16 protein-coding genes are annotated in these 17,484 nt (G+C 33.9%); 9 read left to right on the plus strand and 7 right to left on the minus strand.

The annotated features are described in order from the left end of the window. Positions 1-110: 110 nt before the first annotated feature. Both Q7I96_02700 and Q7I96_02705 read left to right on the plus strand, forming a co-directional pair. Positions 111-1,016, plus strand: coding sequence for a transglutaminase-like domain-containing protein (locus Q7I96_02700; protein ID MDO9626521.1), 906 nt, complete (start codon positions 111-113; stop codon positions 1,014-1,016). A gap of 318 nt (positions 1,017-1,334) precedes the next feature. Then, entirely contained in the window at positions 1,335-1,778 is a 444-nt protein-coding gene (locus tag Q7I96_02705) for a hypothetical protein (protein MDO9626522.1), read from the plus strand. 102 nt (positions 1,779-1,880) lie between these two features. Here Q7I96_02705 and Q7I96_02710 read toward each other — a convergent pair whose 3' ends face one another. Then, positions 1,881-2,264 carry a nuclear transport factor 2 family protein gene (locus Q7I96_02710; protein ID MDO9626523.1) on the minus strand — a complete coding sequence of 128 codons (384 nt, stop codon included), beginning with the start codon at positions 2,262-2,264 and terminating at the stop codon, positions 1,881-1,883. A gap of 163 nt (positions 2,265-2,427) precedes the next feature. Here Q7I96_02710 and nudC point away from each other — a divergent pair, with 163 nt between their 5' ends. Continuing rightward, positions 2,428-3,264 carry an NAD(+) diphosphatase gene (gene nudC / locus Q7I96_02715; protein MDO9626524.1) on the plus strand — a complete coding sequence of 279 codons (837 nt, stop codon included), beginning with the start codon at positions 2,428-2,430 and terminating at the stop codon, positions 3,262-3,264. 88 nt (positions 3,265-3,352) lie between these two features. Further along, positions 3,353-3,781 carry a hypothetical protein gene (locus tag Q7I96_02720; GenBank protein ID MDO9626525.1) on the plus strand — a complete coding sequence of 143 codons (429 nt, stop codon included), beginning with the start codon at positions 3,353-3,355 and terminating at the stop codon, positions 3,779-3,781. Between the two features lie 126 nt (positions 3,782-3,907). Here Q7I96_02720 and hdrA read toward each other — a convergent pair whose 3' ends face one another. From hdrA to Q7I96_02745, 5 genes are all read right to left on the minus strand, one after another. Beyond that, positions 3,908-6,322 (minus strand): ferredoxin:CoB-CoM heterodisulfide reductase subunit HdrA, encoded by a 2,415-nt coding sequence (gene hdrA / locus Q7I96_02725; GenBank protein MDO9626526.1) that lies wholly within the window; start codon positions 6,320-6,322, stop codon positions 3,908-3,910. A 172-nt stretch (positions 6,323-6,494) separates the two neighbouring features. Beyond that, the gene (gene hdrB, locus Q7I96_02730) at positions 6,495-7,427 is read right to left on the minus strand and encodes a ferredoxin:CoB-CoM heterodisulfide reductase subunit HdrB (GenBank protein ID MDO9626527.1); all 933 of its coding nucleotides are present in this window, start codon (positions 7,425-7,427) and stop codon (positions 6,495-6,497) included. Between the two features lie 102 nt (positions 7,428-7,529). Next, a complete protein-coding gene (locus Q7I96_02735) occupies positions 7,530-8,126 on the minus strand; it encodes a 4Fe-4S dicluster domain-containing protein (protein ID MDO9626528.1) in 597 nt (198 codons plus the stop codon). Between the two features lie 264 nt (positions 8,127-8,390). Next, entirely contained in the window at positions 8,391-10,541 is a 2,151-nt protein-coding gene (locus tag Q7I96_02740) for a cation-translocating P-type ATPase (GenBank protein ID MDO9626529.1), read from the minus strand. A 214-nt stretch (positions 10,542-10,755) separates the two neighbouring features. Beyond that, positions 10,756-11,580 (minus strand): DUF4013 domain-containing protein, encoded by an 825-nt coding sequence (locus Q7I96_02745; GenBank protein ID MDO9626530.1) that lies wholly within the window; start codon positions 11,578-11,580, stop codon positions 10,756-10,758. Positions 11,581-11,840: 260 nt separating this feature from the next. Between Q7I96_02745 and Q7I96_02750 the strand changes: the two genes are divergently transcribed. The 3 genes from Q7I96_02750 to Q7I96_02760 all read left to right on the plus strand — a co-directional run bounded on the left by Q7I96_02750 (position 11,841) and on the right by Q7I96_02760 (position 13,953). Continuing rightward, entirely contained in the window at positions 11,841-12,302 is a 462-nt protein-coding gene (locus tag Q7I96_02750; protein ID MDO9626531.1) for an HXXEE domain-containing protein, read from the plus strand. Positions 12,303-12,344: 42 nt separating this feature from the next. Continuing rightward, on the plus strand, positions 12,345-13,175 hold the full coding sequence (locus Q7I96_02755; GenBank protein ID MDO9626532.1) for a GNAT family N-acetyltransferase: 831 nt from the start codon (positions 12,345-12,347) through the stop codon (positions 13,173-13,175). A gap of 151 nt (positions 13,176-13,326) precedes the next feature. Next, positions 13,327-13,953 (plus strand): type 1 glutamine amidotransferase family protein, encoded by a 627-nt coding sequence (locus Q7I96_02760; GenBank protein ID MDO9626533.1) that lies wholly within the window; start codon positions 13,327-13,329, stop codon positions 13,951-13,953. Between the two features lie 223 nt (positions 13,954-14,176). On the opposite strand, the gene Q7I96_02765 is transcribed toward Q7I96_02760, so the two are convergent. Beyond that, positions 14,177-15,832, minus strand: coding sequence for a lipocalin-like domain-containing protein (locus tag Q7I96_02765; GenBank protein MDO9626534.1), 1,656 nt, complete (start codon positions 15,830-15,832; stop codon positions 14,177-14,179). Between the two features lie 352 nt (positions 15,833-16,184). Here Q7I96_02765 and rsgA point away from each other — a divergent pair, with 352 nt between their 5' ends. After that, positions 16,185-17,234 carry a ribosome small subunit-dependent GTPase A gene (gene rsgA, locus Q7I96_02770; GenBank protein ID MDO9626535.1) on the plus strand — a complete coding sequence of 350 codons (1,050 nt, stop codon included), beginning with the start codon at positions 16,185-16,187 and terminating at the stop codon, positions 17,232-17,234. A gap of 64 nt (positions 17,235-17,298) precedes the next feature. Then, entirely contained in the window at positions 17,299-17,463 is a 165-nt protein-coding gene (locus Q7I96_02775) for a hypothetical protein (protein MDO9626536.1), read from the plus strand. The last annotated feature ends 21 nt before the right edge of the window (positions 17,464-17,484 follow it).

Consider the following 17,484-nt stretch of genomic DNA (forward strand, 5'->3'; position numbering starts at 1 on the left):
TAAAGTGGCATTGATATGGAGGCGGTAAAATTTCGCGAAAATTAAATCTAGTTTTCGTATTATCATTATGTTTAGCTTTTTTAAGCTTTAGTGGAATTCACGCCACTGACGTGAATCAAACATCACTGGAAAACGCAAATAGTACCAGTGGTGGAACAATACAAAATCCAACTAACACTACAAACCAAACAACAAGTAAAACACTTAGTACCAGCAGTGATTCAGTAATTGACAACAGTAGCAGCAGTGTTAAAAACAATACAACTTATTACAACGTAACAGTTAAAGTACCCTACCAGTACTGGTATAAGGCCAAAGTCAAAGTAGCACATAGCAAGTATGTAAACCAGAAAGTAAAGGTAAAATACAAGTCATACTACAAGGTTAAGTACAAATACCACGGAAAATGGTATATCAAAAACAAATACACCTGGAAATACAAGTACGTCTATAAAACAGTGCAAAAAACTTACTACACCTATACTTACAAGTGGACCTACCAGATCAGATACAAAACAGAAACCAAATTAACAACAACTAAACCAACATCATCATCACAATCAATCAGCAGCGATCCCTACCTTAGTTCCAGTAAAAATTGTCAGGTAACGGACTCAACTATACAATCAATGGCCAAAAAAATAACCAGCGGCGCAACCACTTACACTGCCAAAGCAACCAAGATCTTCAACTGGGTCAGAGATAATTTAGCATACAGCTTTTACTACAATACCAAATACGGAGCTGTAAAAACTCTTCAATACAAAAAAGGAAACTGTGTAGATCACTCACACCTTATGAATGCTTTGATGAGAGCTGTGGGAATAAAAACCCAGTATGTGCACGTTAATGCTAAATTTACCAGTGGAAGTACTTACGGTCACGTCTTTTCCGAAGCATATGTCAATGGAAAATGGGTAAAAGCAGATGCTACCAGTTCCAAAAACAGTTTTGGTGTAATTAAGAGTTGGACACTTTCTAAATTCAAGGGCTATTATTCATCATTGCCCTTTTAAATATTAGGGATTTTCCCTAATACTTTTTTTATTTTAAAATCAAGCATTTTTACTAAATAGTTTTTATTAAAAGTTTTAATTTTATTAAATAATCTTTTTAAGAGCTTTTTTAACTATTTTAATACCAATAATATTCCTAATTTATTTTAAATACTCTTATTTGTTTTAAATTGTTTTTAGAATCATAATAGGATATATAAAAAAATTATTGACTATTAATTTTACTTAATAAATTTAATCATTACTCCATGAAAATATTTATAGTATTTAATACTCAAATTAAAAACTATATAAAAGTAAAATATGAGGAGGGTTTTTATGGAAAAGAAAATGAATTTTTTAGCAGTACTAACTGTTCTGTTCATGGTTTGTGCAATTGTTCAAGTTGCAGAACCTGCAGTTGCTGCAAAAACTACTCAAAAAGCATTTAAAGTAGACCAGGGAACCAAATATTTTTATAGTGGCCAAAGTGGGCCTATGAAAATGTCATGGAAAACTTATCTATATCTTCCTAGTAACAATAGAAAAATATACCAAACATTTTATGTGAAAGATAATGGAAGATCCAGTGGGCACTGGGTAGTAAGTTGGCATGAAATTATCACCCTACAAAAGATTTCTAAAACTAAAATGAAAATCACAGACTACAGTGACAGTGAATTAGGCCCAGGGACAACCGTTACTTATAAAAACACCAAATTAAGTACCAGAAAATACTACTGGTATGTTTATCGTCCAGCTATGCTCAGAAACCTCAGTTAAATTCATTAATTTTTTTATTTTTTTATCTAATTAAAAAATAATATTTTAAAATAATATTTGAATTTTTATAAAATAGGATATACAAATATAACTGATTAATTCTTAGCTAATATCCTCAATAGAACTTATTTTACCGTCTTGGAACTTTAATACAGTCCTGCCTTTAAGTTCAACTTTTTCTCCTTTAGAAGGGCCTTCAGGAACATCCACTGCCAAAATACCCATAAAATTGATTTTAATATCCGCAACATCCTCATCAAATTCAATTTCATCGATTTTAAGTTCCCTCTTTTCAAATAAACTAACTGCTTGGCGGGCCTGATTAATAAAAGCTTTTTTGCCATTTAAAGATAGTGTGACATGGCCCTGAGAAATATTTTTGAATTCTACATCTTCATGGAGATAGGAAACCATTTTATCCACATCAAATTCATTATAAGATTTGAAATACTTTTCGACCATTAATTTCTTTTCTTGATTTTCCATAATATGACCTTGTTAGTGATTTAGTAAATGATTATCAAATTAACTTAACTATTTAACATTCATAGTTAATTATATTTTTGTTGAATATATTATTTCTAATTTAAAATCTATTACATTAAACTCTGCATTAATTATTTATAAACATCCCCCCAATATTAATGCTATGCCAAGGGAAAGTATTTACAAACGATACCAGCCAGAAAATAGGCCTAATCATGAAAAAGACTCTAAAGCATACTGGTTTGTTTTTAATTCTGATAAGATATTAATAAATGTTAAAAATAATACTATCCCTTTTATAAAAGACTTGGAAGAATTTAATCTTAACCCTCTGAGAAAAATATATTTAGGAACTCTTATGGGCCATTCCTGCTATGCTGCCGAAGTTGAAGATACAGCTTATCCTGAAGGTTGGGATTTTAAGGATTTAAGATACATTTACTCAAACTTAGAAGAAGATATATACCTTTTAGCCGGTAGAGCAATCCAAATAATTAACTGGGATAAAAATCACCAGTTTTGTGGTAAATGTGGCACTCCCACAGAAACCATGGATGAAGAAATGGCCAAATTTTGCCCAGAATGTGGATTTACCAGTTTTACTCGTCTCTCACCAGCAGTTATAACAGCCATTGTTAAAGATAGAAGATTGCTCATGGCCAAACACACTTACACTCGCTCCAACATGTATGGCCTTATTGCCGGGTTTGTAGAAGCTGGAGAAACCTTAGAAGAAGCAGTGAAAAGAGAAACTATGGAAGAAGTGGGTTTGAAAGTGAAAAATATTAAATATTTTGGAAGTCAGCCCTGGCCTTTCCCCCATTCTTTGATGATTGGTTTTACTGCGGAGTATGAAAGTGGTGAAATAACTGTTGATGGTGAGGAAATTGCTCATGCTAAATGGTTTGGTGTGAATGAGCTTCCAGTGATGCCTTCCCGAATCAGCATTGCTCGGGAACTGATTGATTGGTTTGTGGAGAATTATTCTGACTCTTTTTAAAATCTAATTTTAAATTAAAACATATATCATAACAAACAAAAATCAAACAATAATATTAAACTTAATGAATCTCACTAGGAGGAATTTTATGGGACATGAACAAGTAGATGTTAAAATTGATGAAGACTTCTTTATTTGTGTGGATGAAGGAATGGAAGGTATAATAAAGAACTTCTTTCACTGGGAAATTGAGACATGCAATTCTTGCATCGATTATAAAGGAATGGTATGGATAGAGTTTTGTGAATATGGTGATTGGGAACAATTTCTTCAATTAGCTCTCCGCCATAATATAGAATCAAAGGGAGCAAACAGCGAAAAAGAAACACTCTGGGATTTTCTCCAGGAAAAATCAAATGTAAATTTAGTATTTGATGAAGAATTAATAGAAGACCCTAACCATGAAGAAAATACTATTGGAACTGGTATTTTACTTATTTTAGTGGGCCTGAAATTCCCTAAAGAATTATTATCTGAATTTAAAGAATTATTCTTTGAGGTATTCCCTCCAGAATAAATTTTTATTTATTTTTAATATTTAATTTATCTAATAAGTAAAGAAAAATAAAAAATAAAATTGAATTTAAAAAATTGGAATAAATTAGAATTTAGATTTAGAATTTAAAATTAATGTTTTTCTAAATTATCCTTTTAATTTAGCGGCCTCATCTGCAGATAAATCCTTATAGAAATCCTCAAACTGCTTGGCCAGTCCCCGGTAGTGAGGAGCATAGGCCTTGTAGAACCTTAATCTATCAGCAGGAATTCCTTCATTAGCCACAAATTCAGATAATTCTTTTATTTTGGCCTTATGTGCTTCTAACATGCACTCATCAGGATATTCGGCCATCAAGATACCATCAGCCCCATGATTAAAGGCAAACATTATATGTTCTGGCATTATTCTATTTATGGAAGGTATTTTAATTATGCGGATGGCCTCTGGATAACTTACCCGATTATTTCCAATGGTATCGGCAGCAGTATAACCTACATTATCCAGGAAGGTTAGAATTCTAACTTCACCCTCTTTTTTATCCGCAAGCAGGCCTTCAATTTGAGCATAAAGTTCATGGTCATTTAATCCTTTTATTTCGATGGCATCCTCTGGACAGACCCCAGCACAGGCTCCACATCCCCTACAAGCCATAGGATCAATGGACATGAATTCTTCATCCTGATAAACTGCCTTAAATCCACAAATTTCTCTGCATTTGCCGCAATGAGAGCAGCGAGAAGTTTTAATAATGGCCACCGGAGGTTCAGCTTCCGTTCCGCACTTAATCTGTTCCGATACTTTAGCTGCCGCAGCATTGGCCTGGGAAACACTATCTGTAATGTCTTTAGGGCCTTGAGCAGTTCCACAGACAAAAATCCTTTCCACATCAGTATTCGCGGGCTTGATTTTAGAATGCTTTTCTTTAATAAAGAGGTCCTGACTTAAACCTACATTAAGTTTTTTGGCCAGATCCATAGTCCCTTCAGATGGTTCAATGGCTTCAGAAAGTACCACCATATCTGTTTCAATTTCTAATGGCTTTCTTTGAAGGGTATCTTCCACTCGCACTACCAGTTGGCCATTACGTTGGGAAACTTCACCGGGCCTGCCCCGAATCAGTTTAATACCTTTATCTTGAACATATCTAAGGTAGTTCTCATACATTCCTGGTGTTCGAAGATCAGTATAACATATCACTACTTCTGTTTCTGGAAACTTCTCTCTGATGATACTGGCATGCTTTAGGGCAACCATACAGCAAACTTTAGAGCAGTATCTTTTCCCACCAGTTTTCTCATCCCTAGAACCAGTACATTGTATCATGACTACTCTTTTAGGGACTTTTTCATCAGAGATTTTTTGCAACTTTCCCAGTGTTGGGCCATTTACCCCCAGTATACGAGCCAGGTCCATCTGAGAAATAACATCATCAAAACGTTCATAACCGTATTCCGGTCTTTTGGTAAGATCAAAGCTCTCATGACCTGTAGCAATAATTACACTACCTGCTTTTAATGAAATAACCTCTGATTTAAGTGAAAAATCAATAGCATCCATATTACATTCTTTCTGACATTTTCCACATTTTATGCAGTTTTCCACATCAATGGTGTAAACATCAGGAACTGCCTGGGAAAATGGTTTATAAATGGCCTTACGCATGGTCATCTTCTGGTTCCATTCATCAGGAACTTCCACTGGACACACATCTACGCAGTTTCCACAGGCAATACAGCGGTCTTCATGGACAAAACTAGTATCCTTTTCCAGAATAAGGTTGAAGTAACTGGATCGCCTACCAGCCCTTAGTAAGTGAGTTTTAGTCATTATCTGGATGTTTTTATGGTTAACTACATCATTTATTATGGGATTTAAAATACATAGGGAGCATTCTTCGGCCAGTTTTTCTGGAGAGAATACTTTTCCTATTTTTACCATATTTCCCCCAATAGTTGGGTTTTTTTCGATAATAGTAACTTTAACTCCTTGATTAGCAAGTGACAAAGCCGCAGTTATTCCCGAAATTCCTCCTCCAAATATAGCTGCACTTTTTTCAGTGCGGCTAATAATCTTTTTCAATGGACGGGCCTTTTTGACCTTTTCCACACCGGCCTGAGTTAATCCAATGGCCTTAGGAGTAGCTTTTTCCATATCCGAATGGACCCAAGAGCATTGTTCCCGAATGTTTACCATTTCCACCATGTAAGGATTTAATGGATCTGCATAGTTTTGAAAAGTCCTGAGGTGGGTAAGAGGAGAGCAAGCAGCAATTACCACTCGATCCAAATCCTGATCAATTATTTCTTCCCGAATATGGCGACGGCAGTTAAGAGAACATAGGTTCTCATAGTCTTCCACAAAATCAGCGTTGATACTGGATTTAAGTTCTTCAATATCAACTTTGTCAGATATGTTTCCTCCACACCGACATATGAAGACCCCTACTTTTTCACCAGCCGTTTTAGCAGAGCTCTTGGCCTTATTTTTATAATCTCTGGTTTTTTGATCCCGGTTATCAGCATCAGGACTAATTTGCAGAGTTTTTGAATTTGTGCTCATGATATCAGATCAATTTTTAATCTAATTGTAAATTAATAAATTTTTAAGTTTTTGAAATTCTATTATTGAATTTTAATATAATTAATCTTCAATTGTTCAAATAAATATCTTCCAAATAAATATCTTCCAAATAAATATTGTTCAAATAACAATAATCTTCAAATAAATTTCATTATATGTCCTTAATTTTCTCCAGTAACCCTTCAACCGGTACGCTGTGGGTCTGTATACCCAGTACTTTGTAAGGGTCGGCACCCATTCCCAAGGCCGCCATCTGGGCCACACTTAAATGAACCAAATTGAGTTTTCTACCCAGTTCCTTCTCCAAAACCGGTTGATAACGGTCTAATTGAGTCTGACAGTTGGGACACATATGTAATAATAAATCTGCTTCTCCTTCTAGGGCCAATAGTTTATCAGCTGTGGCAGACATAGATAATTCCTTGTTAGCAAATATTTGACTAAACCCAGCACCACATGTTGCTTTTTTAAAGTCGTACCATTCCACCACTTCTCCTCCAAAGGCCTCTGCAATTTCATCCAGTAGCATGGGATTTCTAAAATCCGTCAGAGAATCCTCAGTATAAATTTTACAGTAGTGACAGGCATGATGAGTGGCTATCTTAATATTAGAAAAGTCCTTTTTAATTTTTGGTGCAAGTTCATTTATTTTAGAATATAATATTTCCACCATGTGGAATACATTATTCTCGCTACTTAAATCATTAACCTCATATTTCATGTGGGATAACCCTGCCCTTTCTAGAATCCCATTTATCTCATTTCGAGCCCCTGTATTGTTATTTAGTAAATTAATGGATTTTTTTAGTATGGCATAGCAGGTGGAACATAGTGTCACAATATTTTCATGTCCAGTACTTCTGGCCAGAAATATATTACGGGCTGCTACAGCCGAGGTTGAAACCTGATCAAAAAGGTCGTAATAATGACCTAAACCCGTACAGCAGGATTGATTAGGATCTATAGTATAATCGATTCCCAATTTATCAAATACATACTTAGTGGATGATTCTACTCCAGGATACTCCACATTTACCATGCAGCTTTTAAATAGGAAAATATTCTTATCAGGAATGTTTTTCATCGTATCTTACCCGTTATAAATTTTTAATTGAGTTATAAATTTGGTGTTATAATTTAAAGGATTTTAATTTATAGTCTTTTGGTAATTAAATAAAATAAAGAATTATAATGATTCTCCTGCTTCTTTAAATGTTTTTAATCGTTTTTTGAATCCGGATTCGATGAGTATGTTCTTTACTTCTTCTTGGTCTTCTCCAGTTAAGATGTATTCACCCAGACCCAATTCATCCCTGATATCTTCTAATTTGTCTTTAAATTCCCTGTATTTTTCACCAAAGTCATTGGCCCTTATTTCAAAAAAGTCAGTAGGTATTAATCCTACCCCAAATTCCATGAAACTGTAACCATAGGTTAGAAACTGGTATATCCTTTCGTTTTTTCCCCCAATTTGGAGTACTTTTTGCCTTAGAATCTGGTTAACTTGAGAGGGACTATTATTTACCGGGCAGTTACTCTGACAGGTATAACAGTAAAAACAGTTCCAGATATCCGGGTTTTCCAAAATTTCCTCGTTATCATCCAGAACCATTTTTACCATTTCTCGAGGATCATAATTACTGTGACGAGCAGCAGGACAGTTAGACGTACACATACCACACTGAATGCAGCGATTTAATCCCAGGTCGGCCGAAGCTCTGTAATCTTTTTTGATTTCTTCAACCAGGCCATTAGAACAGCTATTTATTTCTTTTTTTATCATTTTTCTAAAGCCTCTAAAGTTAGATTTATGACTGTCTTATTAATTATGGTTATTTATCTAATTAATATGAGTATTTAGAATTATTCATAACATTAATTTATGCATATTTCATGTATTATTTGCAACATCGATTAAATTTTATATTATAAGATTTTATAACTATTGTTATAATTCTACATTATTCAATATAAAGTTAATGGATAGAAAAAATTTTTAAAATATTAAGTCATCAATAAAAAAATTGTTTTATAAAATCCATATAATTTATTTTTCAATACCAATACGCATGGCATTAATGATAACTGCCAGACTTAATCCCATGTCCCCTATAGCCACAGCCATCCACAAAGAAACAAATCCCAGAACGGCCATTAAAGCAAAGGAAGACTTTATAATTATAGATACAGTTACATTCTGTTTAACCACAGCCATGGTTCTTTTACTTAAATCAATAAGATAATTGACATTGGAAATATCATCATTCATAAGGGCCACATCCGCAGTTTCAATGGCCACATCTGAACCAGCCACTCCCATGGCAATACCAATGTTTGATAAAGCCAAAGCAGGGGCATCATTGACCCCATCTCCCACCACAGCCACATGCTGGCCTTGTTCAATTAATTTTTCCACAATATCCACTTTATCCTGGGGAAGGAGATTAGAATAATAAGTATCCACTCCGATTTTAGCAGATACTGCTCTAGCAGTCCCTTCATTATCACCAGTTAACATCAATGTGTGAATTTTATTCTCTTTAAGGCTTTTAATAGTGTTTAATGATTTTTCCCTGATTTTATCCATTAATCCAAATAAAGCCATCAAATTGGAATTTTTACCTAAAATTATAACTGTTTTACCCTGTTTTTCCAAATTGGAAATAATTTCATTAATGGAATCCATTTCTGTATTTGATATTTTTAAATCATCAAAAAGTGTTTTTTTCCCAATGATGAATTTATCATCATTAACTTTTCCCTTGAGACCTTCACCAGTTATAGATTCAAACTCTTCAACTTCAGGAAGGGTTAAATCATTGATATTACCTTTTTCAGAATTTTCAGGCATTTCATTGTTTTCACTGGCAAATTTTACAATGGCTCGAGCTAAGGGATGTTTAGATTTAGATTCTAAAGCAGCGGCAATTGATAAAATTTCACCGTCAACAAAGTTATTTAAGGAGATTAAATCTGTTACTTCTAAGTTACCCTCAGTAAGAGTACCTGTTTTGTCAAAAATCACCGTCTGGATGTTTTGCATCTCTTCTATGAATTCTCCACCTTTAATTAGTAATCCTTTACGAGTACCCGCAGTGATCCCAGATACCATGGCCACAGGAGTGGAAATAGCTAATGCACAGGGGCAGGATACTACCAGCAAAACTAAAGCACGATAAAACCAGGTATCAAAAGACTGTCCCAAAACAGAGGTGGGTATTACCGCCACCATGGCCGCAATCCCCATAACTGCGGGAGTATAATATTTAGCAAATTTTTCAATGAATTGCTCAGTAGGTGATTTTTTACTTTGTGCTTCTTTAACCAGGTCAATAATTTTTGATATAACTGTTTCTGTAGATTTTTTGCTCACTTCTATTTCTAAATAACCTTCTTCATTTAAAGTACCTGCAAAAACCGGATCACCAGGATTTTTAGTGATGGGAAGACTTTCTCCAGTTATTGCTGCCTGGTTAACCGAAGATATTCCTTCTTTTACTTCCCCATCAACCGGGATTTTGTCTCCAGGTTTTACCAGAACCACATCTTTAAGATCTACTTGTGAAACATTGATTTCCATAGATTCTCCATTTCGTCGGATAGTTGCCTTCTCAGGAGCCATTTTTAGAAGGGATTTTATTGATTTTCTAGCCCTGCTTGAAGCATATTCTTCTAAATATTCTGCTAGATAAAATAATAAAAATACAGAGGCCCCTTCAGCACCTTCACCAATTAGAAAGGCACCAAAAGCGGCAAATGTTATGAGAATATTAATGGTGAATCGGCCCTTTAAGAGTGACTTTATTCCCGATTTTATGGTATTATATCCCGACAATCCTACTACTATTAAGAATAATAACTCAGATAATAAACTTTGAGATGTAAAAAAGTCCAAATATAGGGCAAAACTGAATATAGCTGCGGAAATAGAGATAACTAAAACATGTTTGCGTTTCCATAAGGGATCTTTTTCATCCATTAAATCTCCACTACAACAGGAACAAAATTCATTCTCTCCATCATCACATTCAACATGACAGATTTCACTACTTTTTTCATGGTTATGGGAATTAGATTGCTTTGTTTTCTCACTGCAACCACACTCACACGATTTTTCCATACGATTATTGTCTGAAATTTCATGTTCGCAGGTGTCTTTATTATGAGAAGTGTGGTTTTTTTCACTGTTTTTTGACATTTAGGGCACCTTATTAAACTGTAGATTATTAATAACAATATTTGATAAGAATAATTAAATATTATTAATAAATGTTCATATGAGCATATATTCATATATATTTTATATATTTAAATCTTTTGTCCTAAAACATACAAAAAAAATAAGTGAAAAATAGTAAAAGAATGTTGAAAAAATAGCAAAAATAAATTCTAAAAAAAATAAAAAGTAGGTTTTATTCATTTAAATATAATAAACCAGTTGATCTAGCATAGAAAATGATCATTAATGGAATTATTATAAGTGGAACTAGAATTAAACCTACCAACAACAGGCCCAATATATAAGATATTAATACAGCCACTATAATCACAAAATATATGGCAACGACCCATATTACTGCTTTTCCCCATCTGATATCTTTTATTTTTTCTCTTAATTGAGAAAGTTCAAAAGCAGCACTCATTTTATCATAGTAGGCCATATTGGCAATTCCTAATGGGAACATTATGGCATACAACACCATTACGACCAGCATTATCAAATAGGTCAAGAATATGGCTAAGTACATTCCCCAGAATAATAATCCTGAGCTAAGTAATGCTCCGGGAGTAAGTGCAGCTGAGCTGGAAAGGGCTCCGGTGAAAATACTCAAGAAACCACCAAGAAGGCCAAATATTAGAAATATTACTATTATAGGAATGATTGCTATAATGCCGAATATTATGTTATAGACAACTTGTACCAGCAGCACCTTTAAACCACTCGTAAACATTTCACCCCATTCATCAAAATCAGGCAAATCATCCAGGCCGGCCAGGGTTGACTTTATCACCCGGTAAAAATATCCCTGAACAAGGATTGCGGCAATAATGAATAATATGGTTCCCATTATCCCTAAAGTAATGATAATCGCTGCATTGTTAGATAATGCACCTAAGAAAACAATGGCCAAGAAAATAATAAATGGAACAATAAGAACAGCACCCAGGGTAGCAACTTTACCCCAATTTGATCGTGCATATTCCAAAGAATTAACAATATTTTGATCAATATCCATAGTTATACCTCCATATTAATGATATTATATAATTTTATCAAATACAGAATATATTTTTATTTATTTATTTGAATCTAATAGAAATAAGAATATTTTTTTGAAGGTTATAATCGCTAAATCGAAGAATAAAAATGGATTGGTACTATATTTGGCCTTATTTTTGATTTTAAGTCCGAGAGTTTCTATGGTTGGTGGCCGGGTAACTATAAATTAAATAAAAGTGCAGATTAATGTATGAATATTATATGGGAGATATTACAATGGATTTAACTATTTTATGGCTGGTACCGGTAGCATATTTTGTACATATTTTAGAAGAGACACCACGTTTTGTTCCCTGGGCCATTAAATATCTTGGTGCGCCTGAAACATTTGGGCAGTTCGTTCTGGGAAATATTATTTTCATGGCCTACGTTATCATAGCAACATCACTGGCAATATTTTATCCTAGCGAATTGACGCTGGTTATCGGATTATCGGCTGCGGCATGGATATTCTCAAATTTCTTAATCCATGCATATTACACTCTACGAACAGGTGAATATTCTCCAGGTGTTGTGACTGCAAGTGCAATATATGTCCCTGTTTCATTATATATTTACTACAACTTTTTAGGATCTGGAATGTTAAGTACCCTGGACTTTGTATTGTCCATAATCATAGGTTTTGCAATAATGTATGTTCCAACCATAATACAAGAAAAGAGAAAGGGAAAAATATAGGTTAGGTGATACTTTATTAATGATAAATCAGGTTAAGATATTATGATATTACTCGGAAAAGAAAAATATGAAGAGGTGAAAGAGCCACTGGAAACTGTGACTTTAAATAATTTATTTGCACGTTCTGTCGTTGAAAAACAGGTATCTGGTGAGATTTATGTGGATAATGAAACCAATCCAGAAACATTTTACATAATCCATCCTTATGGTATGTCATTACTTTTCGGCGATTTAAATAATTCTGATTTCAATGCAAAATTCAGGGTTTATGCTTTAAATTTAAATCAAACTCGAAATAGGCACGAATGGATGCAAGTATTTCCAAAAGAGTGGGATGCTGTTTTAAACGATCTATTAAAGGATTCTATCGTGAAATCCTCAGATAATGCTGAAGATATTAAAAAAGGGATAGTTGAAATAAATACTCGGATAAATTTTAAATTCAACTTGGATAAATATCTAGAATTTAAAAAAAATAATATTAATCATGATTTAAGGATTGTTCGCACTGATAAAAATATATTTACAGATATGAAGGGTACTGTTGTACCGATTTACTTTTGGGACAGTGCCAATGATTTCTATGGGAATGGTATTGGTTTCAGTTTATATCATGAGAATAGTTTAGCTTCAACGGCTTTTTCTGCATTTATTCACGATAATATGCTAGAATTGGGAATGGAGACCATTGAAGAATTTCGTGGTAGAGGATTTGCTCAGCATACCTGTTCGGCACTTATAGATTATTGTCTGGAAAACAATTATGAACCAATATGGGCATGTGGACAAGAAAATATTGGTTCTTATAAGTTAGCTCTAAAGCTTGGATTTGAACCTGCTGGAAGATTTTCATATTATAGATTAAGCGATTAAGCAAATTTGGAAAAAACCACATCTGGAGTATATAACAGACCATATGGAGAAATAAATCATTTATAGGAAAGGAGTGCATTATATAATTTTTTTGATGAATTTTTACTCAGAAAACGATAAAATTATAAACATTAATGCTTAAGGAAATTTTATGAAAGTATATCTATACGTATTAAATACATTAGCAGATTGGGAAATCGGTTATTTAACTGCTGAACTCAATAGTGGCAGATATTTGGATAAAACAATACCTCCGGTTGAGATTATAAAAATTGGGAATACCACAGAACCCATAAAAACAATGGGAGGTATTAAAATTACTCCAGATGAGACTATTGATAATATCAAGTTTGAGGAAGATGATTTACTTATTTTACCCGGAGCAGACACCTGGACAGAAGAGGAAAATAAAAAAATAATAGATATCGTTTCCAGTATTATAAATAAAAAAGTAATCATTGCCGCAGTTTGTGGAGCCACAATAGCCCTTGCCAATAAAGGAATATTAAACAATAAAAAACATACCAGCAATGACATAGAAGTTTTAAAGATGTTTTGTCCTGAATACACCGGAGAAAATTTCTATTTAAATCAAGCAGCAGTTACAGACGACAACTTAATAACAGCCAGTGGTCTTGCCCCCTTAGAGTTTTCATATGAAGTATTAAAAAGAACAAATCTAATGAAGACTGAAACACTGGAAGCATGGTACCAATTATATAAAACTAACGAATCAAAGTATTTTTATGCCCTAATGGAATCCATTAAAGGAGCATAGGGGAATTTTTGAATTAAATATTAATTTGATTAAAATTTTTATCTTAAAAAATAAGATTAAAAATTTTAGTTTTTATATAATTTAGTATGGGTTAATTGGTGCTGTTTTTTCTTATGTATAGCATTAAGCGGATTATATGGTAAAGGTTTTGTCTCTTCTAAATTTTACAAGCTTATTGTGATAACATTGGCTACTTCATACTATTTTCATGTGGAAAATGATTTTACAATGTATCCACACAATTGGAAAGTAATTTTTTTAGTTTAGATCTATTTGAAGGCCATAAAATATATAAAAAGCTAATTAGTTTTAACAACGAGGAAGGTTCAGGTATCTCAAGTTTATCACGCATTTCCACTGTTGCTGGAAGCCCAGCTAATCTGAGTCTATTTAGTATTGGGTCAGAATAGCCGGTTGATTCTGCAAAACCTCGACCAATGGAATTTCCTTCGGGATCTTTTAAGTATACAGCACCTTCTGAATAATGTAGTCCATTTGCAAAAAATCCTGATTGACCAACGTTTACGATTGGAATCATGGTAAAATTCCGGATATCCTCTGGAACATCTTCATCAAAGCTAAATTTCCATTCTTGAGGATACCACACGTTAGTAACGGGGTATAAATCGGGGTCCTGTGATTTTTCGCTTCTTATCCATTTAGTAATCTTTAAGGTTCCTTTAACTTTTTTAGAGTTGCTTTCCTCATCCACATATTTCCCTGAAACATCAGCATCCATTGTTCCTGGAGGATTGGCCCCTGTCTGATTAAGAAACTGCAACATATCATGTGAATGTATGGAGGCCATTGTTAATTCCCTATCTCCATTAAATTGGGCCATGAACCAGTCCCATCCTCCTGCAGCCTTTTTATTCATATTATTAGCTGCTCTTAAAACCTTTACGCGAGGGTTACCTGCTGGAAGCATTCCATTGCACCACTGATGGTCGTACCAGAATTTACCGCTTTTTAAGGAAACTTCTTCTTCATTAATTCTTAAAATACTTTGATCTGGATCGACTCTAAGGTTTGGTACAGAATAATATAGCGTTCCAACTCCGCCACAGCAAGGATCGCATCCATCTTTGCCCTGAATTAAATATTCTTTGGTTTGTGTAAGTGTAATATCCACTTCAATTTCTGACCCGGAATCAGGATTTAAATCTACTCCCCAACCTTTAATTTCTAGGGGAAAGGTGCTATCTTCACTTAAAGACTTTATTTTATTCTTTCCCAGGGTATAATCAAATGGATTGTTTGAAAAATCTATTAATCCGGTTGTACCTGCAATGGCTAAAGGTTTAGAGCGATGATGCTTTCCTCCAGCCTCACTCACAGCAAGGTGCAATTCAATGAACTGATTTTCAATATCAGAAAGTCCAAAATGCTTAGCTATTTCTGGAGGTAGCAGTGCATATTGCCAAAACATGAATTGAACGCCATATTCTTTTCCATTCTCTCCAATACAGCTTCCAACAATAAAATGCCAGCCCAATTGGTAATCCCATTGAGGAGCATCCTCCTGTGGAATTTTAAAATCCGCCTTTGCAGGTATAGATTTATAACCTTTAGAACTATCCATTCCTAAAAAGAATGTCATTGCATATGCTTGATGTGGTGTGAGTGATGTTGAATGCTCAATTAAGGTTTCGTAAACATTTTTGTACTTTGGAGTGAATGAATCAGGATTTTTTAGCTTTTCCCTCAAAAGATACTGCATTCTCTCTCCAAAACTTTCATTGCTGTTTTTTTCGCTTTCCAATCTTTCAATAATCTCTTCTGGAATTTCTTCAGCATTAAATTCATGCATCCATAGAACTTTGGATATATTATCCTTAGTTTCTTCATCCAATTTAGCCAGTGAATTTCGAGTTTCCATATTTATCTATTTAATTCTATTATTTTCTTTAAATATTATTCTTTTGGAGGAATACTATAAATTTTCCATAATGATCTCCTCAATCTAAAAATCTCAGACTTCAATGATGGCATAATAGCGAAGTATGATAAAAATCCATTTTAGATAAAAATTAATTGAAATATGAATCGATACAGCCCCTAAAATATCCTGAAACCCCACCAATATTATTTATCTTTTTCTATTTACTAAAAGGCGCATGATACTTATATATCTATGAACAATTCTTAATTCAGTGAAAAATTAATAAATTATCAGAGCCAGGATTTAAAAAGCTGAAAACTGTTGATATTAATAAAATGGAGATATTAAATTGAATAATTTATTAAAGAAATTGGGATGGGATGCCTTTTTTGGTAAACATTTTAAGGAGTATCTAGAGTTATATGAACCCGCAAGGGTCTCAACTGTATATAAAAACGGTTATAAAGTATATACTAAATCTGAAGAGGTTCGTGCAAGAGTTTCAGGTAATTTACACCAAAATGGAGAACTTCCCGCAGTAGGGGATTGGGTGGTCATATCAAAAGATGACATAGGTTCTGCGGTTATACATGTGATTTTACCTCGAAAAAACAAATTTTCTAGGAAAGGAGCGGGAAATGTAACCGAAGAACAGATTATTGTCACGAATATTGACACTGTTTTCATAGTTACCTCATTAAACAAAGATTTTAACTTAAGAAGGATAGAACGATACATTGCTATCGCCAATGAAAACAAAGTAGAGCCCGTAGTGGTTCTAAGTAAATTAGATCTTTTCAAAGATGTTGATCAGAAAATAAGAGATGTTCAAGAGATTGCACCTAATACAAAGGTTGTTGCTATTAGTTCTACAGAGAATAAAGGCATAGATCAACTATCACCTTATCTTAAAGATGGTAAAACAGTGACACTTTTAGGATCCTCAGGTGTGGGCAAATCTACACTTATCAATATTCTTGAAGGTTATGAAAGACAAAATGTCGGTGAAATCAGGGAAAAGGACAGCAGAGGAAGGCATGTCACAACTGAAAGAGAAATGATCCTTTTAGAAAACGGCGGCTTAATTATAGACAATCCCGGAATGAGGGAACTGCAGTTATGGGATGCTGGAGAAGGATTGATTGATCTTTTCAGTGATATTGTAGAACTTGAGATGCAGTGTAAATTTTCTGATTGCTTGCATGAAACCGAACCTGGTTGTGCCGTCAAAAAAGCAATAAGAGACGGAACACTGTCAAATAAAAGGCTGGAAAGTTACAGAAAATTACAAAGAGAAATACTGGCTGTTGAAAGGAAAAAGAACCCTAAAATTGCAGAAAAAAAGAAATGGAAAGATATAAAAAAAATGGCCAAAGAGATTAAAAAAACTAGGAAATGAAATGATGACTCAAAGTATTTTTATGCCCTAATGGAATCCAGCACACCATAATCTTCAGGATAAAATGGGATACAATCCCGGATTCCTCACAACATGGCTATTTCTAAACCCATTCTGCATTTTAACCATATTCTATGCCTGGAAATTCAACATCTTAACCCATGGAATGGATTCTGGCCTTTATCGTGGGTGGGGCCTATATTTTGATACTTATGTTGAATACGACTAGGTTAAGAAGGGAGAAAAGTTC

The sequence above is a fragment of the Methanobacteriaceae archaeon genome, assembly GCA_030656015.1.
Lineage (GTDB): Archaea > Methanobacteriota > Methanobacteria > Methanobacteriales > Methanobacteriaceae > UBA349.